The organism is Bradyrhizobium sp. (genome assembly GCF_019242285.1).
GTDB lineage: Bacteria > Pseudomonadota > Alphaproteobacteria > Rhizobiales > Xanthobacteraceae > Bradyrhizobium.
Map to the genome: position 1 here is coordinate 1 of NZ_JAFAVV010000291.1, position 24,575 is coordinate 24,575.

22 protein-coding genes are annotated in these 24,575 nt (G+C 66.8%); 7 read left to right on the forward strand and 15 right to left on the reverse strand.

Translation table 11 applies throughout. The features are described from left to right. A partial coding sequence (locus JOY90_RS11175; protein WP_291691196.1) for a PQQ-binding-like beta-propeller repeat protein occupies positions 1–954 on the reverse strand: 954 nt, incomplete at its 3' end. Between the two features lie 476 nt (positions 955–1,430). On the opposite strand from JOY90_RS11175, the gene JOY90_RS11180 reads away from it, so the two are divergent. The 3 genes from JOY90_RS11180 (at position 1,431) to JOY90_RS11190 (ending at position 3,537) form a co-directional block, all read left to right on the forward strand. Then, positions 1,431–3,050 (forward strand): alpha-amylase family glycosyl hydrolase, encoded by a 1,620-nt coding sequence (locus tag JOY90_RS11180; protein WP_291691197.1) that lies wholly within the window; start codon positions 1,431–1,433, stop codon positions 3,048–3,050. 65 nt (positions 3,051–3,115) lie between these two features. Continuing rightward, entirely contained in the window at positions 3,116–3,343 is a 228-nt protein-coding gene (locus tag JOY90_RS11185; protein ID WP_291691198.1) for a DUF3072 domain-containing protein, read from the forward strand. Between the two features lie 14 nt (positions 3,344–3,357). Further along, on the forward strand, positions 3,358–3,537 hold the full coding sequence (locus tag JOY90_RS11190) for a CsbD family protein (RefSeq protein ID WP_291691199.1): 180 nt from the start codon (positions 3,358–3,360) through the stop codon (positions 3,535–3,537). Here JOY90_RS11190 and JOY90_RS11195 read toward each other — a convergent pair. Genes JOY90_RS11195 through JOY90_RS11245 form a run of 11 tightly spaced genes read right to left on the reverse strand, consistent with a single transcriptional unit; the run spans position 3,530 to position 15,655 of the window. After that, positions 3,530–4,915: an FAD-dependent oxidoreductase gene (locus JOY90_RS11195; RefSeq protein ID WP_291691200.1), complete on the reverse strand. Its 1,386-nt coding sequence runs from the start codon at positions 4,913–4,915 to the stop codon at positions 3,530–3,532. The two genes, JOY90_RS11190 and JOY90_RS11195, sit on opposite strands and share 8 nt — an antisense overlap. Further along, entirely contained in the window at positions 4,912–5,526 is a 615-nt protein-coding gene (locus tag JOY90_RS11200) for a cysteine hydrolase (protein WP_291691201.1), read from the reverse strand. Before JOY90_RS11200 ends, JOY90_RS11195 begins: the two co-directional genes overlap by 4 nt. Next, positions 5,523–7,583 carry a hydantoinase/oxoprolinase family protein gene (locus JOY90_RS11205; protein ID WP_291691202.1) on the reverse strand — a complete coding sequence of 687 codons (2,061 nt, stop codon included), beginning with the start codon at positions 7,581–7,583 and terminating at the stop codon, positions 5,523–5,525. Before JOY90_RS11205 ends, JOY90_RS11200 begins: the two co-directional genes overlap by 4 nt. Next, positions 7,580–9,313 carry a hydantoinase B/oxoprolinase family protein gene (locus JOY90_RS11210; protein WP_291691203.1) on the reverse strand — a complete coding sequence of 578 codons (1,734 nt, stop codon included), beginning with the start codon at positions 9,311–9,313 and terminating at the stop codon, positions 7,580–7,582. Before JOY90_RS11210 ends, JOY90_RS11205 begins: the two co-directional genes overlap by 4 nt. After that, positions 9,310–10,194 carry an isocitrate lyase/PEP mutase family protein gene (locus JOY90_RS11215; protein WP_291691204.1) on the reverse strand — a complete coding sequence of 295 codons (885 nt, stop codon included), beginning with the start codon at positions 10,192–10,194 and terminating at the stop codon, positions 9,310–9,312. Before JOY90_RS11215 ends, JOY90_RS11210 begins: the two co-directional genes overlap by 4 nt. A gap of 46 nt (positions 10,195–10,240) precedes the next feature. Beyond that, on the reverse strand, positions 10,241–10,942 hold the full coding sequence (locus tag JOY90_RS11220; protein WP_291691205.1) for an ABC transporter ATP-binding protein: 702 nt from the start codon (positions 10,940–10,942) through the stop codon (positions 10,241–10,243). Continuing rightward, the gene (locus tag JOY90_RS11225; RefSeq protein WP_291691206.1) at positions 10,935–11,681 is read right to left on the reverse strand and encodes an ABC transporter ATP-binding protein; all 747 of its coding nucleotides are present in this window, start codon (positions 11,679–11,681) and stop codon (positions 10,935–10,937) included. The genes JOY90_RS11220 and JOY90_RS11225 overlap by 8 nt, the downstream gene beginning before the upstream one ends. 2 nt (positions 11,682–11,683) lie before the next feature. Next, positions 11,684–12,667, reverse strand: a complete 984-nt coding sequence (locus tag JOY90_RS11230; RefSeq protein WP_291691207.1) for a branched-chain amino acid ABC transporter permease — start codon at positions 12,665–12,667, stop codon at positions 11,684–11,686. Then, on the reverse strand, positions 12,664–13,536 hold the full coding sequence (locus tag JOY90_RS11235) for a branched-chain amino acid ABC transporter permease (RefSeq protein WP_291691208.1): 873 nt from the start codon (positions 13,534–13,536) through the stop codon (positions 12,664–12,666). The genes JOY90_RS11230 and JOY90_RS11235 overlap by 4 nt, the downstream gene beginning before the upstream one ends. Positions 13,537–13,592: 56 nt before the next feature. After that, the gene (locus tag JOY90_RS11240; protein WP_291691209.1) at positions 13,593–14,831 is read right to left on the reverse strand and encodes an ABC transporter substrate-binding protein; all 1,239 of its coding nucleotides are present in this window, start codon (positions 14,829–14,831) and stop codon (positions 13,593–13,595) included. Next, positions 14,828–15,655, reverse strand: coding sequence for a GntR family transcriptional regulator (locus JOY90_RS11245; protein ID WP_291691210.1), 828 nt, complete (start codon positions 15,653–15,655; stop codon positions 14,828–14,830). The genes JOY90_RS11240 and JOY90_RS11245 overlap by 4 nt, the downstream gene beginning before the upstream one ends. Positions 15,656–15,796: 141 nt before the next feature. Between JOY90_RS11245 and JOY90_RS11250 the strand changes: the two genes are divergently transcribed. Genes JOY90_RS11250 through leuD form a run of 4 tightly spaced genes read left to right on the forward strand, consistent with a single transcriptional unit; the run spans position 15,797 to position 20,812 of the window. Next, positions 15,797–17,782, forward strand: coding sequence for an FAD-dependent oxidoreductase (locus JOY90_RS11250; protein WP_291691211.1), 1,986 nt, complete (start codon positions 15,797–15,799; stop codon positions 17,780–17,782). Continuing rightward, positions 17,779–18,798, forward strand: a complete 1,020-nt coding sequence (locus JOY90_RS11255; protein WP_291691212.1) for an NAD(P)-dependent oxidoreductase — start codon at positions 17,779–17,781, stop codon at positions 18,796–18,798. The genes JOY90_RS11250 and JOY90_RS11255 overlap by 4 nt, the downstream gene beginning before the upstream one ends. Beyond that, positions 18,795–20,207: a 3-isopropylmalate dehydratase large subunit gene (gene leuC / locus JOY90_RS11260; RefSeq protein ID WP_291691213.1), complete on the forward strand. Its 1,413-nt coding sequence runs from the start codon at positions 18,795–18,797 to the stop codon at positions 20,205–20,207. Before JOY90_RS11255 ends, leuC begins: the two co-directional genes overlap by 4 nt. Next, positions 20,204–20,812, forward strand: coding sequence for a 3-isopropylmalate dehydratase small subunit (gene leuD / locus JOY90_RS11265; RefSeq protein ID WP_291691214.1), 609 nt, complete (start codon positions 20,204–20,206; stop codon positions 20,810–20,812). The genes leuC and leuD overlap by 4 nt, the downstream gene beginning before the upstream one ends. A 1-nt stretch (position 20,813) precedes the next feature. Here the strand turns inward: leuD and JOY90_RS11270 are convergent, their stop codons facing one another. The 3 genes from JOY90_RS11270 to JOY90_RS11280 are packed head-to-tail and all read right to left on the reverse strand — an operon-like array spanning position 20,814 to position 24,567. Then, complete coding sequence (locus tag JOY90_RS11270; RefSeq protein ID WP_291691215.1) at positions 20,814–21,902, reverse strand: HupE/UreJ family protein; 1,089 nt, start codon at positions 21,900–21,902, stop codon at positions 20,814–20,816. Then, a complete protein-coding gene (locus JOY90_RS11275; protein WP_291691216.1) occupies positions 21,899–22,957 on the reverse strand; it encodes a DUF4340 domain-containing protein in 1,059 nt (352 codons plus the stop codon). The genes JOY90_RS11270 and JOY90_RS11275 overlap by 4 nt, the downstream gene beginning before the upstream one ends. Continuing rightward, positions 22,954–24,567: a Gldg family protein gene (locus tag JOY90_RS11280; protein ID WP_291691217.1), complete on the reverse strand. Its 1,614-nt coding sequence runs from the start codon at positions 24,565–24,567 to the stop codon at positions 22,954–22,956. The genes JOY90_RS11275 and JOY90_RS11280 overlap by 4 nt, the downstream gene beginning before the upstream one ends. Between the last annotated feature and the right edge of the window lie 8 nt (positions 24,568–24,575).

Sequence of the window (24,575 nt, forward strand, 5' to 3'; positions counted from 1 at the left end):
GTCGAAGTCCCAGGCGTCGTGCGGCAGCTCCTGATGATAGAACTTCAGCTTGCCGGTATCGACGTCGAGGCCGATCACCGAGGTGGTGTAGAGGTTGTCGCCGGGACGGGCGCCTTGCGTCTTGTAGTCGCTGCCCGACCAGTCATAAAGTGGCGCCGGGTTGGCGGTGCCCCACATGACGGTGTTGGTCTCGGAATCGTAGGTGCCCGGCATCCAGCCGCCGCCGCCGCCGGTGCGCCAGGAATCATTGCCCCAGCTCTTCATCGCGTCGTCGGTGCCGGCAACGGTCTCGAATTCCCATTTCTTCTTGCCGGTCGCGGCATCGACGCCGAAGATCGGACCGCGGCCGGGCCATTCGCCGCCTTGCGAGCCGATCACCACCGTGCCCTTGGCATAGAGCGGCGCCCCGGTGAAACCGACCGTCAGCTTCTGGGAATCCACCAGCTTGGTGTCCCACATCACCTTGCCGGTCTTCATGTCGAGCGCGATGAGCCGGCCGTCCATGGTTCCGACATAGACCTTGCCGTCACCGATCGCGACGCCGCGGTTATAGGGCGAGTGGGTCTGGCGGGCGATCAGCGCCTCGTCGAGCTCCGGGAAATAGGACCAGATCACCTCGCCGGTCGCGCCGTTGAGCGCGAAGGTGCGGCTGTAGGAGCCCGTGTAATAGAGCACGCCGTCGGCGACCAGGGGCATGGACTGCAGGCCGCGGGTCGATCGCCCCGGAATGTGAATCCAGGCGACGCCGAGGTTGTTGACGTTGCTGGTGTTGATCTGGGCGAGCGGGCTGTAGTGATAGGACTTGTAGGAACCGTGATAGGTCAGCCAATCATTCTGACCGGCCGCATCGATCCGTGCGGTGTCCACCGCCTGGGCCGAGGCTGACGGCGCTGAAAGTGTCGCGGCAGCGGCAACGACCAAAGGTAAAGCAAGCAATCTCGGCTGTTTCTTCATGGGCATTCCTCCGGTTGATTTTCTTCGACGCAGCCGCACGGGATCACGCGACGATCTCGCGCCAGCCACGCCTACAATTTCGAGTTCGTTTTCAAGGAGTTGAGCCGGCCGCCAACGCGCCGATGCCGGTGATGCACGGCACAACCTGCCGGCTTCTTTCGCGAATGAAAAGCATTCGCTGGCATGAGGTCGCCTCCCCACAGGGCTCTCTTGCGGAGAGCCTCCCATTATCCCGTACCGTCAGGGGGACTATCCCATCTCAGCCCGGGAATTTTCTCATCATCATGAGGGAATGTGGCGACACGAGGCCGAGTTTCATGACGCGCAGCACTTGGCAACGGCCGTAACGATCCAGCGCTCGGCCGCAAAGCGTCATGCGGGAACCGCTCATCCTTCCCGCGCATGGCGGGCAACTTTTATCCGGGCCGGATGTTCTATCGCCGAGCCGGCTTTCCACACCGTTGAGGACTCGATCGATGGACGTGTTGCAGGCGGTGAACGAGCCGGTGTGGTGGCGGCGGGGCATCTTCTACCAGATCTATCCCCGCTCCTTTCAGGACTCCGATGCGAATGGCATCGGTGACCTGCCCGGGATCATCGGGCGACTGCGATACCTGAAAGACCTCGGCGTCGACGCCCTCTGGCTGTCCCCGATCTTCCCCTCGCCGATGGCCGATTTCGGCTACGACATCTCCGACTACACGGCGATCGATCCGGTGTTCGGCACCATGGCCGATTTCGACAGGCTGGTTGCGCAAGCGCATGCAAGCGGGCTCAAATTGATCCTCGATCTGGTGCCCAACCACACCTCCGACCAGCACCCCTGGTTCATCGAGAGCCGCCGCTCACGCGACAGCACCAAACGTGACTGGTACATCTGGCGCGATCCGGCGCCGGGTGGTGGTCCGCCGAACAACTGGCTCTCCGAGTTCGGCGGCAGCGCGTGGCAATACGATGCCGCGAGCGGGCAGTATTATTATCACGCCTTCCTCGCACAGCAGCCCGACCTGAACTGGCGCAATCCCGCCGTGCGCCAGGCGATCTACGATGTGATGCGGTTCTGGCTCGGCAAGGGCGTGGATGGTTTCCGGGTCGACGTGATCTGGCATCTGATCAAGGACGAGGGCTTTCGCGACAACCCTCCGAACCCGAATTTTCGCGAGGGCCAGCCGCCGCATCAGGCCCTGTTGCCGGCCTACACGACCGACCAGCCCGAAGTTCAGCACGTCGTCGCCGAGATGCGGTCCGTGCTGGACGCGTTTCGGGAGCGGGTGCTGATCGGCGAAATCTATCTGCCCATCGCGCGGCTGGTCGCCTATTACGGCAAGGACCTGCTCGGCGCGCATCTACCGTTCAATTTCGCGCTGCTGTCGGCGCCCTGGAACGCGCGGCGCATCGAGGCCATCATCGCCGAATACGAGCACGCGCTGCCGCCAGGCGCCTGGCCGAACTGGGTGCTCGGCAATCACGATCGCCCGCGCGTGGCGAGTCGCGTCGGAGCTGAGCAGGCGCGCGTCGCCGCCATGCTGCTGTTGACGCTGCGCGGCACGCCGACGCTCTATTATGGCGACGAGATCGGCATGCACCAGGTCGCGATCGCGCCCGAGCAGGTCCGCGATCCCTTCGAGAAGAACGTGCCCGGATTGGGCGTCGGCCGCGACGGCTGCCGGACCCCGATGCAATGGAGTTCTGCGGCGAATGCCGGCTTCTCCACGGCACAACCGTGGCTGCCGCTGCCGGACGATTTTGTCCGCGAGAACGTGCTCAATCTCGAGGCCGACCCGGCCTCGCTGCTCAACCTCACCAAGGCGCTGATTGCGTTGCGCAAGCGGTGCCCGGCCCTCGTGACCGGCGGCTATGAGCCGATCGCCGCCCAGGGGGACCTTTTGATCTACCGGCGCCGCAGCGGATCGTCATCCGTTGTCGTGGCCCTGAATCTCGGCGCCGATCCAGTCTCGCTTTCGTCGGACGCCATCCCGCTGTCGGGCGAAATCCTGCTTTCCACCTTCATGGATCGCGTGGCAGAGCCGATCTCGGGAACACTGGACCTGCGCGGGAATGAAGGCGTTATCACCAGCGCCGTTGCTGCGGGCTGATCGCCCGCGCAAACGAAACAGGAACAAATGCGTGCAGGCCCCGTTGAAAGGGCAGGAGTGCAGGCATGAAGGACAACAGCGATTTTTCGAACACCAGGAAGAACCCGGACGATTGGGTCTCCGGCGACGAGCCCATGACCGGTGCCCAGGCGTCCTATCTGAAGACCCTGGCCGAGCAGGTGCACGAGCCGTTCGACTTTCGCGCCGACCTCACCAAGGCCGAGGCTTCCAAGCTGATCGACCGGCTCCGCATCAAGGCCGGCCTGGAGGACGGCGCGAGCGATCGGGATTGAGGTGAGCATCGCCAATGAACGCAGCGAAGGGGATCACGAAGAAGCTTGCCGGAAAGGCCAAGCAGGTCGTCGTCGAGGTGTTCGGCGACCAGCGCCTGCAGGACGAAGGCGCGAAGCAGGAACAAGAACGCCGCGCACAGAGCGAGCAATCCGGTGAGCACCGCCTGCTCGGCAATCTCGATCGGCTCACCTGATCAGAGAGTTGCCGGCAATGCGGCCGAGCGCGACCGCCGTCAGCAGGCCGTTGCCGGAAAGATAACCTCCGGCGCCCGCGCCGGATACGCCGCAGGCGGCGCCTCCGGCGGCAAACAGGTTTTCGAACGGTGTGCCATCGATCCTGAGCACCCTCGCCTGCGCATCGACCACGAGGCCGCCCTGGGTGTGAAACAGCGCGCCCGTCACCTTCACCGCGCGATAGGGCGGCGCGAGCGCCGGCGTGCCCACAAAGTCGCGGCCGAACGCATCGGTACGCGCGCCCTCTCGCGCCGCGTTGACCGCGCGGAAGGTCTCGGCGAGGGCCGCCTCAGGCACGCGAATGGCCGAGGCAAGCGCCGCGAGGTCGGACGCTTCCAGCACTGCGCCGTGCACCACCGCATTCCTGAAATCCTCGAACTGCGCCGCGATGTCCGCGATGCGGGCATCGAAGATGCTCCAGGCAAGGCCGCCCGGCTGCGCCAGCACGAAAGCGGCCTGCTCGGAGTAGCCGGAAGCCTCGTCGGAGAAGCGCCGCCCTTGCGCATTCACCTGGAAGCCGCCCTCGGTCATCGTCGCCCAGCTGATCAGGATTCCCGCAGGCATCGCCACCGAGCCATGGCCCTGATGACCGCCGAGATCGCGGCTCGCCGCGCCGAGCGCTTCGCCCCAGGACAGCGCATCACCCTGGTTGCCGACATGGCCGAAATATTCCGCTCCGGACATTTGCGGAATGTACCTTTCGACCAGCGCAGGATTGCCGCCATAGCCGCTGCAGGCGAGGATCAGCCGCGCGCAGCCGACCTCGTCCGTGCTGCCGTCCGGCCGCGTGAAGCGCACGCCGCGCACCTTTGTCGCCTGATCGACCAGCAGCGTGGTCACATGCGCGTCGCAGATGATATCGACACCGGCGGTCTCGGCGGCGGCGCGCAATCGGTCGATCAGTTCCCTGCCCGCCCGGCTCGGCAGGCCATGCATCCGGAGGGCCGAATGGCCGGGATAGTTGAAATTGTCGACCAGCGAGAACGGCAATCCGTGCCGATCGGCCAGCCATTCCAGCGTCGGGCCGATGGCTCGCGTCACGAGCCCAACCAGCGCCGGCTCGGGCTCGTCGTGCGCCTTGCGCAGGATGTCGGACGCAAACAGCGTGGGGCTGTCGGCGATGCCGAGTGCCTGCTGCCATCGCGTTCCGGCCGCCGGGATCAGCCCGGCCGACAGCGCGGTCGAGCCGCGCGGCACGCTGTCCCGCTCAAGGACGAGCACCGACTCGCTTTTCTCGATCGCGGAAAGCGCGGCGACCATGCCGGCGGCGCCAGCGCCGATGACGAGGCAATCGACCGAGACGTCGAAATCATGATCGATCGTCTCGATGCCGCTCATGGCGCCTCGATCTCCCGCATCATCTCGGCGATCGTGGCGACGCGGCAGACCGGCTTCAGCGCGGCGATCGCGATGTCATGCGTCTCGACGTTGAACGCCGCGCAGCCGTCTTCCAGCACGATGGTCTCGAAGTCGCGGATATGCGCATCGCGCACCGTGGTCGCCACGCCGCCATTGGTGACGATGCCGGCGATCATGAGCTTCTCGATGTTGCATTTGCGCAGGACCCATTCCATCCGCGTCATGTAGAACGCCGAATAGGCGATCTTCTCCACGACGAGATCGGCCGGCTGCAGGGTGTCCACGAGCTGATGCCCCCAGGCGCCCGGCAGGAAATCGTCCTTGGCCAGGAACGGCCGAAGCTGTTTCAGGTGCGGCGAGATCAGGGGCTCGCCGCCCTTCCCCGGCACCAGCGTGAACTGGGTGGAGATGACCCAGCCGCCCTTGGCGCGCAGGAGATCGGCGAGCGGCTTCAGTCTTGCGGGCAGCGCTGCGATATCCGGCGAACCCTGATTGGCACGGCCATAGGCGCCCTTGGGGTCGAGAAAATCGTTCTGCAGGTCGACGATCAGCAAGCCGGTCCGCTCGTGGGGGATTCTCACCGCACTCACGGGCGTCGCTCCACGATGATGTTGCCGAACTGATCCACCCGCGCCACGAAATCCGGCGCAATCACGGTGGTCGCATCCGGCTGCTCCAGGATCGCAGGACCTTCGATCTCGGCGCCGACCGGCAGGTCGAGCCGTGCATGGATCGCGGTCGGCCACCATTTGCCGTCGAACCAGACCGGCCGTTGGCCGAGCCGCGCCTTGTCGAGATCGGCATCGGCGCCGGGCGCGAGCGCTTTCAGATCGAAACTCGGGCGAACGCCGATGGCGCTCGTCCTGAGGTTGACGATCTTGACGGGCACGCCGGGCAAGAGGCGGCTGAAGCTCTTCTGATAGGCCTGCTCGAACGCCGTGCGCAGGATGGCCTCGGTCAGCGCGATGGTGCCGTCCCTGATCTCGACCGGAACAGGCGCGCGGATGGTGTGGGTCTGGCCGACATAGTGCATGTCGAGCTCGAAGGCGATCTCCACGCGCTCCATCGCGAGCTTCGCATCCATCACCACCTCGCGCGCATGCTCGGCTTCCCACAGCATCCAGCTCCTGAGAGCTGCGATGTCGATGCGGTCGAGGAACATGTTCAAGGTCTGCACCCGGTCGTGGCGGATGTCGGCCATCACGCAGCCGAGCGCCGAGGTCACGCCGGGATAGCGCGGCACCAGCGCAGCCTTCAGCCCGACGTCCTTGATCAGGGCGGAGACGTGCAGCGCCCCGCCGCCGCCGAACGGCACCGCCGCGAAGCGCGCCGGATCGCGCCCGCGCTCGATCGACATCAGCCGGATGGCGCCTGCCATCTTGCTGTCGGCGATCCGCACGATCGCCTCGGCCGCCTCCATCACGCCGAGCCCGAGCGGCTTGCCGACGTGGCTCGCGATCGCCCGCTTCGCCGCCTCGACATCGAGCGAGGCGAGCTTGCCGCCGATCGGGCGATCGGCATTGATGCGGCCGAGCACGAGATTGGCATCGGTCAAAGTCGGGCGCTCGTTGCCGCCGCCGTAGCAGACCGGGCCGGGCCGCGAGCCTGCGCTCTCCGGCCCGACCTGCAACAGGCCGCCGACATCGACATGGGCGATCGAGCCGCCGCCGGCGCCGATGGTCGTGATCTCGATCATGGGGTTACGGATCACCAGGCCGAAATCGACCGTGGTCTGCGCCGCGAGCGACGTGGCGCCGTCGACGACCAGCGAGACGTCAAACGAGGTGCCGCCGAGATCGCCGGTGATGACGTTCGGAAAGCCTGCGGCCTTGGCAATTTCCGCCGCCGCGATCACCCCGGCTGCGGGCCCCGACAGCGCGGTGCGGATCGGGAAGCGCCGCGCGCCTGCCGTCGACATCACCCCGCCATTGGATTGCACGATGTGGAAACGGCCGCCGAAGCGCTCGCTGTCGAGCGCGCGTTCCAGCTTGCCGAGATAGGAGCCGACCACCGGCTGAAGATAGGCGTTGAGCGCGGTGGTCGAGGTGCGCTCGAACTCGCGGATTTCGGGGAGGATCTGGCTGGAGCAGGCGATGTTGTCATTGGGCCAGATGTCGCCGAGCGCGGCCATCGCCTTGCGCTCGTTCTCCGGATTGGCGAAGGCGTTGATGAAGACGATGGCGAGCGCCTGCGCGCCACGGGCGAGCAACTCGCGCGCATGCGTGACGACCTGGTCGATATCGACCGGCACCCGGATCGAGCCGTCCGACAGCACCCGCTCGTCGACCTCGCGGCGCATGTCGCGCTCGACGATCGGGATGAAGTCGCCCCATAGGCCCCAGGTGCGGCGCCGATCGCGGCGGCGCATCTCCAGCACGTCGCGAAAACCCTTCGTTGTGATCAGGCCGATGCGGGCGCCCTTGCGCTCCAGCAGCGCGTTGGTGCCGACCGTGGTGCCATGCACGATCGAGGTCAGGTCGGCCAGCGCGCCGAAACCCTGGAGCCCTTCCAGGAATCCGGTCGCCTCGTCGCCGCGGTTCGACGGCACCTTGCCGGTGCGGAAGACGCCCCTCACCTCGTCGAAATAGAACAGGTCGGTGAAGGTGCCGCCGACATCGACGCCGACGATCGTGCCCAACTGGCTCATGCGGCGCTCCCGTGACGCAACGCTTCGGTCCTCGCACGATCGAGTTCGCCGTCGGTCCTGATCGCGACCTTGTAGATGTCGTTCGCCTGCTGCCGGCCTACGAAGCCGAGCGCGACGTCATGCGCGACCGCCTCGACAGGACGCTCCGCCGCGCTGCCCCAGCCGCCGCCGCCCGGCGTCTCCAGCCGGACACGGCGGCCGGCCGGAAGATGCAGGTCGGTGATCTTCGACACCATCGGCGGGCTCGCCTCCCCTTCGCCGGTCTGCCAGATGAATCGGTTGAGCCCAGCCTCGGTGCCGCCGGCCACGCCGAACGGCGCCGCCTTGCCGCGCTCGCCGAGCAGCGCGACATGGGCATCGACCAGAAGCTCGATCTCGTAGATCGCCCCCAACCCGCCGCGATGGGTGCCGGCGCCGGCGGAATCCGGCCGCAGCGCCCATTGCGTGAACATCACGGGGTAGGCGGCTTCCAGAATTTCGACCGGCGGAATCGTCGCGGTCGAGATCGGGTTGTTGGCGTGGTTGAGGCCGTCCGACATGGGATTGCCGCCGAGCCCGCCGCCGAAGAAGGAGAACATCACGAAGCGGCTGCCGTCATGGCGATGGCCGGCGATCGACAGCGCATTGATGGTGCCGAACGGCGCGGCGGTGGCGCGCGCCGGGTCGGCCTTCGCCAGCGCGCCGAGCACGACGCCGATCAGCCGCAGGATGGTCTCGGTATAGCCCGCGACCGGTTTCGGGGGCGCGGCGGCCAGCAGCGAACCTTCGGTGATGGTGAAGCGGATCGGCCTGAGACAGCCGGCATTGGCCGGCACGTCGGTGAAGACATGCTTGAGCGCCACATAGCAGGCCGCGATCGTGGTCGAGCGCGAGATGTTGATCGGTCCCTGCGCGCCTGCGGCCGAGCGCGAGAAGTCGAGCTCCATCGTGTCGCCGGTGACGCGGATGTCGAGCGCCACCGTCAGCGGCACATCGACGATGCCGTCATTGTCGAGCACGTCCTCGAAGGAATAGACGCCGTCCGGCAGCGAGGCGATCGCCACACGCATCAGCGCCTCGGCGCGGTCGGAGTACGCCTCGAAGGCATCGGCGACGGTCGCATCACCATATTCGTCGAGCAGCGCACGCAGCCGCCGCTCGCCGAGATCGAGCGCGTTGAGCTGGCCGTTGAGATCCCCCCAGTTCGACATCGGCACCCGCGAATTGGCCTCGATGATGCCGAGGATGTCCGGGTTGACCTTGCCGGCCGAGAACAGTTTCACCGGCGGAATGCGGATGCCTTCCTGAAAGCTTTCGGTCGCCTTCGGATTGTAGCCGCCGGCGACATTGCCGCCGATGTCGAGCCAATGACCGACCGAGGCGATCCAGCAGAACACCTCGCCATCACGGAACACCGGCCGCACCAGGCGGAAATCGTTGAGATGCGTGCCGGCGTCGTAGGGATCGTTGAAGATGAAGGTATCGCCGTCTGCGAGGCCGCCCTCCCTCTCGACCTTGGCGATGACGGCGCGCACCGCGAACGCCATGGCGCCGACGAAGATCGGCAGGCCGCCCTGGCCCTGCACCAGCGTATCGCCCGTCTTCGCATGGTAGATGCCGTGGCAGGCGTCACGCGCTTCCGCGATCGTGGGGTTGAAAGCCGAGCGGTAGAGCGTCGCATCCATCTCGTCGACGACCTGCTCGAGCCGGCCCTTCAACACCGCGAGCGTGATGGGATCGAGCGCGCTCATGCGAGCTGCTCCGCCGCGCCGCCGTCCGCCTCGTAGCGCGCGCCGAGCGCCAGCATCTCCGGCGTGCCGAGCAGCGCATTGAGGCCGTCGAAATCGAGCATGCGGTCGACGAACGGCCGGTTGGAGCCGGCCTCCGCCAGCGAGCGATAGTATTGGCTTGCCGTGTGGGCCAGCGCGCGGACGACGCCGCCGGGAAAGATCACGAGCCGGAAGCCGAGCGCGCCGAGCTCGGCGGCGCTGTGGATCGGCGTCGAGCCGCCCTCCACCATGTTGGCGACCAGCGGCCGCAGGCTTGCCAATCGGCCGGCAATGGCCGAGAGCTGCTCGCTGCTCCTGGGCGCCTCGATGAAGAGGATATCGGCGCCCGCCTCGGCAAAGCGCTCGGCGCGCTCGATCGCGGCCTCCGCGCCCTCGATGGCGAGCGCATCGGTCCGCGCGATGATCAGTGTCTCGGAAGAACGGCGCGCGTCGAGCGCGGCCTTGATCTTGCCGACCATCTCGCCAGCGGAGACGACCGACTTGTCGGTGAGATGGCCGCAGCGCTTCGGCGAGGTCTGGTCCTCGATCTGGATCGCGGCCGCACCGGCGCGCTCGAACAGTCGCACGGTCCGCTGCACGTTCAGCGCATTGCCATAGCCGGTATCGGCATCGACGAGCAGCGGCGTGTCGACGCGGTCGGTCACCATGGCGATGATCTCGGCGACCTCGTTCATCGACACCAGGCCGATATCGGGGCGGCCGAGCCGCGTATAGGCGATACCGGCGCCGGTGAGATACAACGCCTTGAAGCCGGCGCCTGCGGCAATGCTGGCAGTCAGCGCGTCGCAGACGCCCGGCGCGATGGTGGTCGGCTCCGCCGCAAGGGTCGCTCTGAGGCTCATGCTGGCATCCTCGTTCCTCTTCGTCGTCTGGCGCCGGTTGCGGGCCTCACAGCCCGAGATAGGCGCGCTTCAATTCGGGGTTGGACTTGAGCTCGGCCGCCGCGCCCGACAGCGTGATGAGGCCGTTCTCCATGATGTAGGCGCGGCGCGCGAGCTCGAAGGATTGCACGACGTTCTGCTCGACCAGCATGATGGCAAGCCCGCCGGCCGCGAGCCGCGCGATCAGCGCGAACATCTCCTCTACCATCAGCGGCGAGAGGCCGAGCGACGGCTCGTCGAGGATCAGCAGTTTCGGCTCGCCCATCAGTCCGCGGCCGATCGCCAGCATCTGCTGCTCGCCGCCGGAGAGCGTGCCGGCATATTGTCTGGCGCGCTCCTTCAGCCGCGGAAACGTGGCGTAGACCCGCTCGATGTTGGCCCCGCGCGCACGCCTCGGCCGCCGGTAGCCGCCAAGCTCGAGGTTTTCACGGATCGTGAGGTTGGGAAATATCCTGCGGCCTTCGGGGACATGAATCAGGCCGGCGGACACGATCGCGGCCGAGTTCGCGCGCTGCAGCTCACAGCCATTGAAACGGACAGTGCCGCCGGTCGAGGGCAAAACGCCGGACAGCACCTTGTTCAGCGTGGTCTTGCCGACACCGTTGGAGCCGAGCACGGCCACCACCTCGCCCTCCCCGACGTCGAGGCTGACGCCGCGCAGCACCTCGGTTTCGCCATAACCGGCGCGCAACTCGCGGACCTCAAGCATCGGCGGCGCTCTCGAGCTTCAATCGCGCGGCCGCGCCATGGCCGAGATAGGCCTCGATCACGTTCGGATCGGCGCAGACCGCGGCCGGCTCGCCCTCGGCGATCATCTTGCCCTGCGACAGCACGAAGACGCGATCGCACAGGTTCATCACCGCCTGCATGATGTGCTCGATCATCAGGATGGTGATGCCCTGGTCGCGAATGGCGCGGATCATCGGGATCACGTCGCGGATTTCCGACGGGTTGAGCCCGGCCAGCACCTCGTCGAGCAGCAGCAGTCGCGGCCGGGTCGCGAGCGCGCGGGCGAGCTCGAGCCGCTTGCGCCCCGCGACCGTCAACCCGGATGACGCCTTCGCCAGCTCGCCGCCGAGCCCGACGCGCTGGGCAATCTCGGCGGCCTGCCGCATCGCCTCGGCCTGGCTCGCCGTGTGCATGTAGGCGCCGACCGCGATGTTCTGCTGCACGTCGAGCCCTTCGAAGGGCTGCACGATCTGGAAGGTCCGCGCGATGCCATCGCGTGCGCGGACATGCGGCTTGAGGCCGGTGATGTCCTTGTCTTCGTAGATCACGGCACCGCCGTCGGAGGCGAGAAAACCCGCGATCATCGCGAACAGCGTGGTCTTGCCGGCACCGTTCGGCCCGATCAGGCCGGTGATCGAACCCTGCTCGACCGACAAGGACGCGGCATCGACGGCCAGCAATCCGCTGAAGCGTTTTGTCAGTTTCTCGACCCGCAGCATCGTCAGGCCTCCTTCGCCGTCTTGGCGGGAAAGCCGCGTCGCTCGATGCCGAGCCTACGCAACAGCGTGACGAGGCCGTTGGGCGAGAAGGCCACGCAGAGCACCAGGATGACGCCGAACACCAGAAGATCGAGGCCAGGGATGCCGCCCGACAGCCCCTTGGTCAGTTCGCCGAGGCCGAGCAGCACGATCGCGCCGATCAATGGACCGAGCACCGTTCCGGCGCCGCCGACGATCGCGGCGAACAGCGCCTCGATCGAGATCCAGGAGCCGAAAGCGATATTGGCGTCGACGAAGAGATAGTCCTGCGCATAGAGGCAGCCGGATGCGGCCGTCAGCGCCGCCGACAGCGCGATCGCCTTCAGCTTGACGGTGAAGACGTCGACGCCCAGCGCTTGCGCCGCCTGGTCGTTCTCGCGCAGCGCGACCAGATAGGCGCCGAAGCGGGAGTGCTCGAGCCACCAGGTCGCGAGCAGGCCGATGGCGACGAAGGCCAGCACCACCAGCAGGAAGACGCGACGGTCGGCGAATTGCAGGAAGGCAACGCCGCTCTGCAAGTTCAGGATGGTGCCGGCAGCACCACCGGTGAAATTGGCGCTGTTGGCGAGAATGCGAGCGACCTCGGCGAAAGCCAAAGTCACCAGCGCGAAATAGGAGCCTTTCAGGCCGGAGCGGAAGCTCAGGAAACCGATGAAGGCGCCGAACAGCGCGCCGAGCGCAATCCCGATCACGAGCGCGAGCCAGGCGTTGAGCCCGTAACGGGCCTGCAGGATCGCCATCGCATAAGCGCCGACGCCGAAGAAGGCCGCATGCCCGAACGACGACAGGCCGCCATAGCCGCCGAGCACGTTCCAGCCCTGGGCTGCGAGCGCGATGATCATCATGAAGATCATCAGGTTCAGCAGGCTTCCCGAAATCCCCAGAAAGGGGATGACGGCCAGCACGGCGACGGCGGCCGCGACCGGCAGCAGGCCTCGTCCGGTCACTGCTGCACCCCGAACAGGCCCGTCGGCTTGAACAAAAGAACCACGATGAAGATCAGGAAGATGCCGATCTGGCCGAGGCTGTCGCCGAAGAACAGGCCGGAGGCCGCCTCCACCAGCCCGATCAGGAGCCCGCCGATCAGCGCGCCCGGCACCGATCCCATGCCACCCAACACGACGATGGTGAAGGCCACCAGCACGAAGGCGGCGCCGGTCTTCGGGCTCACATAAAAGGACGGCATCAACAGGCCCGCCGCGACCGCGAGACAGGCGCAGCCGATCGCAAACGTCATGGCATAGACATGGGGCACGCTGATGCCGACCAGGCTCGCGCCGAGCTTCTCCTTCGCAACCGCGCGAATCGCCTTGCCGGTGTCGGTCCGGTTCAGCACCAGCCACAGCAACAGCGTCGTCAGCACGGTAACGCCGAGCCCGACCACGCGCGGGAACGACAATAGCAACGGCCCGATCTCGACGACCCGGAACGAATAGTCGGTGTTGATGGTCCGCGTGTCCGACTGGAAGCCGGCCAGCAGCGCGTTCTCGATGATGATGGAAAGCCCGAGCGTCACCAGCAGGATGCTGTTGTCCTTGCCATGGCTCGCCGGGCCGATGATGAAGCGCTGCAAGACATAGCCAAACGCGAACATCAGCGGCGCGACGATCGCGATGGACAGATAGGGATCCATGCCGAACCGTGCGGACAAAACCCAGACCGCGAACATCGCCACCGTCAACAGCGCGCCATGCGCAAAGTTGACGATATGCAGCACGCCGTAGATCAGCGTCAGCCCGAGCGCGATCAGGGCATAGATCGCGCCGAGCATGAGCCCATTCAGCAGCGCCTCGATGACGATTTCGGGCGAGTACATCCTGTCCTTCCGCGAGATGCGAGGTGGCGGCGCGCCGCCACCTCGCCCTTCATCGATCAACTGTTGATGGGGAATACCGGCTTGGCTTCGGCATAGTTCGCCGGATAGATCACCTTGATGTCCTTGCCCTGGACCTGGGTGTTGAGCGGCAGCGCGCTGGTGTTCTGTCCCTTGTCGTTAAATTTGGTCTTGCCGTAGGGCATGAGGCCGCTGTCGAACTCGTTCGTCGCAAGCGAGGCGATGATCTTCTCGCGGTCGGCGCTGCCGGCCTTCTCCACGGCCTGCGCGAAGACGTGGACCAGCGAGTAGTTGATCGGCGTGTTGTAGGCGTAGAACTTGCCGGCCGCCGTGACGGTCTCGCGCAGCTTGGTGGTGATCGGGTTCTTCGGATCGCCCCAATGGTTGCAGTCCATGACACCCTGGGCGGCTTCCGGAAATTCGTTGACGAAGCGATAGCTCGAGGCGGCGCCGCCGAACACCGCATAGATGCCCTTCGGCCGCACTCGCTGCTGCTGCAAAGTGCGCGCAAACAGCACGAACTCGTTGAAATAATGCGAGGGCACGATCAGATCGGGGTTGAGCGAGCGGATGCGCAGCACGACGTTCGACATGTCCCGCGCCGGCGTCGGATGGGCGATGCTTTCGAGCACCTCGAAGCCGAGCGGCGGCAGCTTCTCCTGCATCAGCTTCGCGAGCCCGGAGCCGAACAGGCCGTCCTCGTGCACGATCGCGACCGTCTTCGCCGGCTTGCCGGCGTCATCGTTCAGCTTCACCAGGTTCTTCAGCGCGAGCTCCGTCGCCATCGAGAAGTTCGGGTTGAAGCGGAAGGTGTTCTTGAGGCCGCGCTCGGTGATGGTGTCGGCCACGGCGCAGTCGACGATGAACGGCAGGCCATAGCGCGCGGCCGCCTGGGTCGCCGTCAATGCGATACCGGAGGCGAAGCCGCCGAGCACGGCGGAGACGCCCGCGCCTTGCAGATCCTCCGTCGCCTGCGCGCCGGCCTCGGCATTGGAGCGGCTGTCGCCGATCACGAGCTCGAGCCTGGCACCGCCGAGCGTCTTGATGCCGCCGGCGTCGTTGATCTCCTTCACCGCATATTCGGCACCAGTCTTGGCGAGATCGCCGTCGAGCGCGAACGCGCCGCTGATCGGCTGCAGCAGGCCGACCTTGACGGGCGCAGGCTCGGCGCGAAGGACGCCGGGGGCCGCGACCAGCGTCGTCAGCGCGGCGCCGGCCTTGAGGACGGCACGGCGGGATATGGGCTTCCGGGACATGGGCTTCGAGGAACGCCTCATTTCAATTTCACCTTCTTCCTGACTGGCTGCCTCCGGCGAAGGCGCTCTCTCCGGTAAACCTCGGCTGTCGGACTCCAGTGCCGGTGTCCTTCGTCCCCCGTGCGGGCCAGATTCATCTGCAAGGTGTAGCGGTCGGGCCGGTACAGCGCCTGCAAATGCTCCATCGGGCGCCCTGCCTGATCATAGACGACGCGGCGCAGCGCCACGAGCGGCAATCCGACGCCGATGTCGAGCGCCTCGGCGACCTCGGGGCTCGACAGCACCGCGCTGATCTCCTGCCTGGCGGAAGCGCCCTTGTGCCCGGCCCGTTCGATCAATTCCAGCAGCGGCGCCTTGGCGAGGTCGTCGCGCGAAAAATTGCGACCGATCCTCTCCGGCACATGCGCGACCAGATGGGAGAACGGGACGCCGTCGACCAGGCGGACGCGCACCGAGCGCTGCGACCGTTCGTCGGGCGCGAGCTCCAGCGCCTCCCGGACCTGCTCGGGCGGATTGACGTAGTCGAACGAGAGCAGCCTGACGTCGGTGGTGCGCCCCATCTCGATCAGATGGGCGAAGACATTGGCGACATCAGCCAGCACGGTGCGGACCTTCTGCGACGGACGCCGCACATAGGTGCCCGAACCGCTCCGCTTCTGCACCAGATCCTCGCTGGCCAACAGATCCAGCGCCTGGCGGATGGTGACGCGGGAGACGTTGTGCGCCTGCGCCAGCGCGAACTCGCCCGGCAGCCGATCGCCCGCGGCAAGCTCGCCCGAGGCGATCTTGTCCTTCAGCAGCAGGTAGACCCGCCGCGCCTTCAGCGGCTCTGAAGCGGCGCGCAACGCCAGTCCCTCAAGCTATCTTGTTTCCAATACAGCTTCTGTATAAAAAACGTGACAGGTTCGGTCAATCCGCTGCACGCTGCCGCGCAGGGATCGAGCCAGGCGGTAGCTAGAGACCGTGGCGTAAGAGAGTTTGGCACCATGCCTCAGCCGTTCGAAAGGGCCCTCAGCCGGCTCCAGGTCGGAAACCTGGGCTTTCGCAACCGCATCTTCGTCCCCGCGCATACGACGAATTTCGGCGTCGACCATCTGCCGAGCCAGCGGCATCTGGACTATCACACGGCCCGCGCGAAGGGCGGCGTCGGCGCCATCATCTTCGAATCCATCCGCGTGCATGCCAATTCGCTCGGCCGGCCGCAGGCGGTCTCCGGCTTCGACCCGGCCTGCATCGATCCGTTTCGCCGCATCACCGACGCGGTGAGGAACGAAGGTGCCCACATTCTCGGCCAGGTCATCCATCTCGGCCGCCAGGTCGAAGGCGATTTCGAGCGAACGGTGTCCTGGGGCGCCTCGCCGATTCCCTGGTCGATCTCGGCACTGCCACCGCGGCCGATGGACGAATACGACATGGAAGAGGTGATCGACGCCCACCTCACCACCGCGCGCAACCTGGTCGCGGCCGGCTTCGACGGCATCGAACTGCAGATGGCCCATGGCCATCTGTTGCAGCAATTCCTGTCGCCGCTGTCGAACCAGCGCGACGACCAATATGGCGGATCGATCGAGAACCGGCTGCGCTTTCCGGCCAGGGTGCTGGCCGCGCTGCGCAGCGAGCTGGGACGGGATTTCTGCCTCGGCATCCGCATCAGCGGCGACGAATATAGCGAGGGCGGCCTTGGCATCGACGAGGTCGCGCGCATGGTGCCGATGCTGGCGACTGAGGCCAGGATCGACTTCGTCAACGTCTCGCACTCGGCCTATCAGGCCTCCTATTCGCTGGCGACGCAGATGGCGGACATGGCGTTCGATCCCGCGCCGTTTCGCAGCCTGCCGGCCCGCATCCGCACGGGCCTGCGCGCGGCGGGTTTCGACATGCCGGTGTTTGCCGTCTGCCGTTTCACAAAGCTCGAGCAGGCGGAAGCGCTCCTTGCCGCCGGCGGTGCCGATGCCGTCGGCATGGCGCGCGCGCATCTCGCCGAGCCGGCCCTCGTCCGCAAATCGATCGAGGGCCGTCTCGACGAGATCCGCCAGTGCATCGGCTGCAACCAGGGCTGCGCCGGCATGCTGGAGCGCAATCTGCCGATCCGCTGCCTGATCAGTCCGGTCGCCGGGCTGGAGGGGCAATATGCCGAGCCGGAGATGATCAACGACGCGGCACGCCGAAGGTTTCTCGTGATCGGCGCAGGCCCGGCCGGGCTCGAAGCAGCGCGAGTGGCCGCAGCCCTCGGCCATGACGTCACGTTGTGGGAGCGCAGCAATGCGCTGGGCGGCCAGCTCCGCACCGCCTGGCTGATGCCGAAGCGCTCCAACTTCAAGGACTTCGTCTGCTTCCAGGTCGAGGCGATCCGCCGTCTCGGGGTCAAGATCGAGCGTAACCGCACGGCCACGGCCGACGCGGTTGCGGCCTTCGGTGCCGACCGCGTCATTCTTGCCACCGGCTCCCATACGATGCCGGTCGCGATTTCCGGCAATGGCAGGGTCTTCACCTTGCCCGAAGCCGTGCAGGCGCCGCAGAAGCTCGGCGCATCGGTCGCGGTCTATGACCGCACCGGCGAATGGGGCGCGCTGTCGGCGGTCGAATTCTTCGCCGACATCGGCAAGGCCGTGACCCTGTTCGTGCCGGCGGCCAGCTACGCCTGGCGGGCCACGATCTATTCCACGCTCGCCAACAGCCGGCGGCTGCGCGAGCGCAAGGTGCGGATCGCTACGCTGCGCGCGGTGCGCGCCTTCAGTGGTGATGCGCTCGAGGTCGAGGACCTCTCGACCGGCGCGTCCGAGCGTCTCGCCGGGTTCTCCTCGCTGGTTGCCGTCGACCACAATCGCAGCGACCACGCGCTCTACCGGGCGCTGCGCGAGGCCGGTCTTCCCGTGGTCCAGGTCGGCGACAACAACGCGCCGCGCACAGCGATGGAGGCGACCTACCAGGCCCACATGGCGGCGCGCGCCCCCTTCGAGACCAACGCATGAGCCTTCTCGTCACCGGCTCCGGCGGATTTGTCGGCATCAACGTGCTGGAAACCCTGCTGGCGCAGGGCCACGACGTCGTGGCGCTCAACAAGCAACCGTTGGCTGCCACTGTCGATGTAGCGCTTGCGAGGCATCCCGGCCGCCTGTCCGTGGTCACAGGCGACGTCCGCGATCGCCGCCTGTTGGCCGAGGCCATCGCGCGCCATCGCGTCCGCCGCATCCTGCATGCCGCCGCCATCACGCTCGCTCCGAACAGCACCATCGCCACCGCCACGGACGCGCTCGACGTCAACACGGTCTCGACCGCCGTGCTGCTGGAGGAAGCCCGCCGTGCCGGCATCGAGCGCTTCGTCTATCCAAGCTCGGGCTCCGTCTATGGCAATGCCGCCTTCGATCCGGAGCCGATCACCGAACGGCTCTCTCCTGCCCCGGCCACGCTCTATGGCTTCACCAAGCTCGCCAGCGAGCGCCTCGTCGCCGAAGCCGCGCGCGCTTTCGGCCTCTCGACCGCGACCGCGCGGATCACGGCCGTGTTCGGCCCCTGGGAGCATGACACCGGCCTGCGCGAGACGTTGAGCCCGCCGTTCCAGATCGCAGCCGCAATGGCGAGCGGCAGGAACCTCGTCCTCGCGGAGAAAGGCGAGCGCGACTGGACCTTGAGCGCTGATGTCGCGAGGGCCCTGGCGCTGCTGCTCACCGCGGATCGGCTGCCGCATGATCTCTACAATCTGAGCCTTGGCGAGACCTGGAACGCGCGACTGCTTGCAGAGGCGCTGGCGCCGCGGTTTCCCGGCGTGCAGATCGCGACGATGCCGGTCCCCCAAGGCGATGGCGCGATCGCCTATCACGACGACCTCAGCCGCTCCCGTCGGCCGATGCATGCAGATCGGTTCAGGCAGGATTTCGATTTTCGCTTCATGACTCCCGTCGAAGCCGTGGCCTATTATGCGGACTGGATCGGGCAGCGCGGCCATCGCTTCTTCGATCTCCAAGAAAAAGAAGGAAACGAAGGGTGACGGAACCAAGGACGCTGTTCGACAAGATCTGGGACGCCCATGTCGTCACGAGACGGGAGGATGGCAGCGAGCTGTTGTTCATCGACCGTCATCTGGTGCATGAAGGCTCGTTCCTCGCCTTCGACAAATTGAAGGAGAAGCGCGCCAAGGTGCGGCGGCCTGACCTCACAGTGGGTGTCGCCGACCACTACGTGCCGACGCGCAACCGCGACTCCAACGCCATCGCCCCCGAGCTCGCCCGGATGATCCGACAGCTCGACGAGAATTGCCGCAGCAACGGCATCCGTCTGTTCGGCCTCACGGACCCGCGCCAGGGCATCGTCCATGTGATCGGCCCGGAGCAAGGCCTGACGCTGCCGGGTCTCACACTCGTCTGCGGCGACAGCCATACCTCGACCCATGGCGCGTTCGGCACGCTGGCCTTCGGCATCGGTGCCTCCGAGGTCGCCCATGTGCTGCTGACGCAATGCCTGTGGCAGAAGAAGCCCAAGAAGATGCGCGTCACCGTCGACGGTGCGCTGCCGCCGGGCACCAGCGCCAAGGACATCGCGCTGTCGATGATCGCCAGGATCGGCGCCGACGGCGCCCAAGGTCACGCCATCGAATATGCGGGTTCGGCGGTCCGCGCCTTGTCGATGGAAGGCCGATTGACGCTGTGCAACCTCTCGATCGAGAGCGGCGCGCGCTGCGGCATGGTCGCGCCCGACGAGACCACCTTCGCCTATGTCGAAGGCCGTCCGTTTGCGCCGAAGGACGGCCTGCTGGAGCAGGCCCTCGCCCACTGGCGACAGCTCACGAGCGATGCCGACGCCGCCTTCGATCGCGAGATCACCCTGCGCGGCGCCGAGATCGCACCGACCGTCACTTGGGGCATCAGCCCCGAAGATGCGCTGCCAGTGAATGCGTCTGTGCCCGATCCCAATGCCGTCGCCGATCCCTCGCGCGCCAGCCACATCCGCGAGGCGCTCGCCTATATGGGCCTTGACCCCGGCCAGCCGATCGAGACCATCGCGATCGACCGCGTCTTCATCGGCTCCTGCACCAACAGCCGGATCGAGGATCTGCGCTCCGCCGCCGGCATTCTCGCCGGGCGACAAGCGAAGATTCCGGGACTGGTGTCGCCCGGCTCGCACCTCGTCAAGCAGCAGGCCGAGCAGGAAGGTCTTGACAGGATCTTCCTCGCCGCCGGGCTCGAATGGGTCGATTCCGGCTGCTCGATGTGCGTCGGCATGAACGGCGATATCGCGAGCCCCGGCCAGCGCTGCGCCTCCACCACCAACCGGAATTTCAAGGGCCGGCAGGGACCGGGCGCCCGCACGCACCTGATGTCGCCGGCCATGGCCGCCGCCGCCGCGGTCACCGGGCGGATCACCGACATGCGCGAGCTGTTGCGGGAGCAGGCAAGATGAAGCCGTTCGACATCCTGCACGCCACCGCGTGCGCCCTGCCGCTCGCCAGTGTCGACACCGACCGCATCATCCCTGCACGCTTCCTGAAGCGCTCGCGGGCCGAAGGCTACGGCCCATGCCTGTTCCACGACATGCGTCTCGACGAGAACGGTGAGAAGCGGCCGGACTTTCCGCTCAACCGGCCTGAGGCGCAGGGCGCCGAGATCCTGGTGGCGCGGCGCAATTTCGGCGCCGGCTCCTCGCGCGAGGCCGCGGTCTATGCGCTGATGGATTCCGGATTCCGCTGCGTGATCGCGCCGAGCTTCGGCGACATCTTCGCCGCCAACTCGGTCAACAATGGCCTGTTGCCGGCCAAGGTGAGCGAAAGCGATGCGGAAGAGATGCTGGCGCTGCTCGAAAGCGGCCACCCGAGTGCGACAGTCGATCTGAAGGATGGCCTGATCCGGATCGGCAACCGCAGCTTTGCCTTCACCATCGATCCGATCTGGCGCACCAAATTGCTGAACGGCTGGGACGATCTCGACCTGACGACGTCGCTGACGCACGAGGTGACAGAGTTCGAGACGGAGGATGCGACGGCGCGGCCCTGGCTCACGCTCGGCTGAGTCACGCCTCGATGATGCGCGTCAGGAACCAGTAGCCGCCGAGCAGGCTGATCAGCGCGGATAGGGCATAGACCAACGGCGCGGCGCGGGCCGGCTTGGCACGGTCGGCCGCCAGCAATGCGTCGAGAACCATCAGTGCGGGGATCACCAGCGACACGATCGCCACCTGTCCGATCTCGACGCCGACATTGAAGGCGGCCAGCGCCACCGCGACGGCGTTCGGCGGCAGTCCGACCTCCCGCAGCGCCCCGGCAAAGCCGAAGCCGTGAATCAACCCGAACAGAAAGGTGATGCGCCAGCGGCGGTCGATGTCGCGCGAGAAGAAATTCTCCAGCGCAACGAACACGATCGAGGCGGCGATCGCGGGCTCGACCACGATGCTCGGGATGATGACGAGGTTCAACGCGGCGAGTGACAGCGTGATCGAATGCGCGACGGTGAAGGCGGTGACGATCTTGATGACCGGCAAGAGCCGCCGCGCCCACAGCACCACGGCGACCAGGAAGGCGATGTGGTCATAGCCCAGGAAGATGTGCTCGATGCCCGTGACGAGGTAGCGCTGCATCGTCGAGAGCAATGAGGGCGCCGGCGCGGACAGCATCACGCTGGTGTTGCTGGCGTCGAGCAGCGCTTGCGGCGCGTCCGGGCCGTCACCGATCAGCACGACCTGCCGCGCACTGGGGTCGGTCTCGGTCAGGACCGTGGAACGATAGACGATGTCGCCGGAGACGTTGCGGCAGGAATAGCTGGCGCGATAGATGACACCGTCCCCGTCCGGCACCAGCGCGGGCGTGCCTTGCTCGCACGGCGGCGCTCCGTCGGCGCCGGTCACGGCGATATGAGACCTTATATAAGCAGTGATCGCTGCCGCCGAACCGACGACTTGCGCCGGATCGACCGCGTCGCGCGCCGCGTCGAAAATCGCCGTGCCGGCCAGCCGATCGGCGTCGCTGCCCTTCAACGCGACCTCGACTGTAACCGCGCGGTCCGCCCCAAGGGTAACACGTGCGGTCGACAGATTGACCTGGTGCGCCTGCGCCGTGCCGAAGGCGAGCACGATCCCAAGCAGGAGCAGGCGTACCCCGCTCACGAGCCCTCTCCCACGGCTTTGAGCAGCTCGGTCAGCCGCCGAACCTCGAACTCCGCAACGGTCACCACCGTGCCATCCGGCGCGAGCCGGGCGTAACGATCAAGGCTGTCTGCGGCCGCACCGAATTCGAGCCGCGCGAGCGGTGCCGAGGAATCGCGGGCATAGAACAGCACGATCAGCGCCGGCAGCGCGAGGCCGTCGCGCGCCAACCGCGCCGCGTCGGCGGCGCCAATGCGCGTCTCCACCGCAGCGGCGTCGAGCGGGCCCAAGGCGGCGTCGATCAGGCGCGCCTGCGCGGGATCGGCGACATGCGCGACACTCCCCGCAGCATGGCTATGCTGACCGAGATGCCTGAACCAGTTGCCGGCGCCGTCGCGCTCGAATCGCGTGAGCTTGCCCGCAAACACGATCTCGAGCGCCCAGACTTGCGCCATCGACACCGGCAACAGCAGGCCGGCGCCGCGGGAGGCGACCGCCGTTTCAGTGCGCTCCCGCAGCCGACGCGCCATGTCGAGGACGACCCGCCATTCCTCACGGACATGGCGCCCCATCAGATAGACCGTCGGCGCGCCTGACAGCCTGACATAGTGCGACGTGCCGGCCGGATTGAGGCTGCCGAAGTTCACCGTCGCCGCCGGCCGGGCGCGGGTTTCCAGCACGGCGACGTCCACCGGCGGATCGAGCCCGAACGCCGCAAAGCTCGCCGCGGTGAGCTCGCCTGCCTCGATCTCGCGCGAGGGCTTGCTGACATGCAACAGCCGGAGCGCGGTCTCGAGATGGGCGGCGAGCTCGGCTGGCACCGTGTCCGACCCGCCATCGATCGACCACCCGCCCGCGGCGCGATGCAGCGCGACGCGATCCGAGCCTTCGCGCAGCTCGATGCGATCGATGTCTGAGGGCGCCGCCGTCAGCAGACCCTCGGCCGCGAAGGAAACCTTGCTGCGCATCTCGGGCCAGTGACCGGAGACGTCAAACGCCAGGAGCAGCGCGACGGCAATGGCTGCCGCAACCGGGACGGTCCAGCGCGCCACACCTCGACGAGCGGAGACCGTCACCGCCGCCTCCACCACACCACCACGCCGGCAAGGATCGTGCTGAGCGGAAGCAGCACCTCGAGCACGATGAAGGTGTCACGCATCTGTCGGCTGGTGAGCACGATCTCCGGCTGGCTGAAGGTCTGTGGGGTCAGATTTGGCACGGTCTCGTCATCGGCCAGCCAGCGCACCATCGCGACCGACAAAGCGCCATCGGAGACGTACGGGAAATATTCGTTGGTCGTGATCTTGCTGGTGCCGGCGACGACCAGGCGGAAGCGCCGGTCCGGCGTCGCGCCCGGCCAAGTCCCTTCCAGCGCGACCAGCAGCGGCCGCGCGCCACGGTCGGCGTTGGCGGTCGCCTCGCCCTCGGCGCCAATTGTCAGGCCGCCGGCGGCCGCGGGCGGTCGCAGAAAGCCGTCCTGGCTGCTCGCGGCCAGCACCGTCGAGATCACGCCCTTGGGCGGCTGGCTCACGCGCAGCGGCCGCACTTGCGGAAACACGGTGAGCGCCAGCCGCTGCGTGATCGGGTGCGGCGGATAGTAGGGAACGGCAACCTTGTCCGGATCGGTGCGGAAATGATTCAGCGGATCGATGACGATCGCCGCCTGCGTCGAGAGCCCGACCGGCTCCAGCATGCGGCTCGCAAAGTCGGCATCGACCGGCGACACCGGATCGAGCAACAGCAGAAGCCGGCCGCCGCGCTTCAGATAGTCGGCCACGCGATCCGCCTCGCCGGGCGCCAACGCCGTGCGCGGGCCGATCTCGGCCACGACGGTGCAATCCGACGGGATTGCGTCCGCCGTCGCCGTGACGATGCCGTGGCTGTCAAAACCGATCTCGCCGAGCCCGAGCTGGAAGCGATCGAGCTGCTCCGGCTCCGCCACCAGCACGTCGCCCGCGCCTGGCCTTTCCTCCCCCTGCAGCGTCTCGACGTGGCTGAAATGATAATGCGACGGCGTCGGGCGAAACGTCTCGCCATGTCCGGTGACGAAGCAGACGGTCTGCGGCTGTGCGCGGAGCGCGCGCAACGCCGCATAGCCGAGCCGCGTGGCATCGGTGGTATTCTCGACCTGCACCTTGCGGCCGCCGGTCTGCAGCACCGCGGTGTTGTAGGCATGCACGCCGATGTCGCGCGCCAGCCCCGGCTCCTTGTCGAGGTCGATGGCGCGGAACGTCAGCAGCGGATGGTTCCGCGCCGAGGTCTCGAGCAGATCGCGGGTCGCCAGCGCATTCGGATCGCCGGCGTTGTAGAAATAGGTCAGCGCCAGCGGCGCCGTCAGGTGATCGATGACGTCGGTGAGCTGCCGCGGCGGCGTGTTGCGGCCCTCGCGAGAGACGTCGAACTGGGCATCATGGCGGTAGAGCGCGACATTGGCGGCGATCACGACAGCGGTCGCAGCCGTCGCGATCAGCGCATTGATCAGCCACGCGGTCCAGCGCGAACCGCCGCCGCGCAGCGGCAGGCGAACGGCGAGCATGAACAGCACGAGCAGCGTCAGCGACCAGCCGACGAACAGCAGACTGCTCGACGCTTTCTCGCCAAATCCGCCAAAGCCTGATCCACCGAATACGATTGCGGCAATGACGAGCACGACCAAGGTGACATCGGATCTGGCCGAGCGGAACATCATCACCC

Excerpts from the sequence above, each read along its gene's own strand:
- JOY90_RS11185 (WP_291691198.1), top strand. The coding sequence starts at position 3,116 with ATGAAGGACAACAGCGATTTTTCGAACACCAGGAAGAACCCGGACGAT.
- JOY90_RS11215 (WP_291691204.1), bottom strand. The coding sequence starts at position 10,194 with ATGAGCCTCAGAGCGACCCTTGCGGCGGAGCCGACCACCATCGCGCCG.
- JOY90_RS11190 (WP_291691199.1), top strand. The coding sequence starts at position 3,358 with ATGAACGCAGCGAAGGGGATCACGAAGAAGCTTGCCGGAAAGGCCAAG.
- JOY90_RS11280 (WP_291691217.1), bottom strand. The coding sequence starts at position 24,567 with ATGTTCCGCTCGGCCAGATCCGATGTCACCTTGGTCGTGCTCGTCATT.
- JOY90_RS11250 (WP_291691211.1), top strand. The coding sequence starts at position 15,797 with ATGCCTCAGCCGTTCGAAAGGGCCCTCAGCCGGCTCCAGGTCGGAAAC.
- JOY90_RS11225 (WP_291691206.1), bottom strand. The coding sequence starts at position 11,681 with ATGCTGCGGGTCGAGAAACTGACAAAACGCTTCAGCGGATTGCTGGCC.
- JOY90_RS11235 (WP_291691208.1), bottom strand. The coding sequence starts at position 13,536 with ATGTACTCGCCCGAAATCGTCATCGAGGCGCTGCTGAATGGGCTCATG.
- JOY90_RS11220 (WP_291691205.1), bottom strand. The coding sequence starts at position 10,942 with ATGCTTGAGGTCCGCGAGTTGCGCGCCGGTTATGGCGAAACCGAGGTG.
- JOY90_RS11255 (WP_291691212.1), top strand. The coding sequence starts at position 17,779 with ATGAGCCTTCTCGTCACCGGCTCCGGCGGATTTGTCGGCATCAACGTG.
- JOY90_RS11240 (WP_291691209.1), bottom strand. The coding sequence starts at position 14,831 with ATGAGGCGTTCCTCGAAGCCCATGTCCCGGAAGCCCATATCCCGCCGT.
- JOY90_RS11180 (WP_291691197.1), top strand. The coding sequence starts at position 1,431 with ATGGACGTGTTGCAGGCGGTGAACGAGCCGGTGTGGTGGCGGCGGGGC.
- JOY90_RS11205 (WP_291691202.1), bottom strand. The coding sequence starts at position 7,583 with ATGAGCCAGTTGGGCACGATCGTCGGCGTCGATGTCGGCGGCACCTTC.
- JOY90_RS11195 (WP_291691200.1), bottom strand. The coding sequence starts at position 4,915 with ATGAGCGGCATCGAGACGATCGATCATGATTTCGACGTCTCGGTCGAT.
- JOY90_RS11210 (WP_291691203.1), bottom strand. The coding sequence starts at position 9,313 with ATGAGCGCGCTCGATCCCATCACGCTCGCGGTGTTGAAGGGCCGGCTC.
- leuD (WP_291691214.1), top strand. The coding sequence starts at position 20,204 with ATGAAGCCGTTCGACATCCTGCACGCCACCGCGTGCGCCCTGCCGCTC.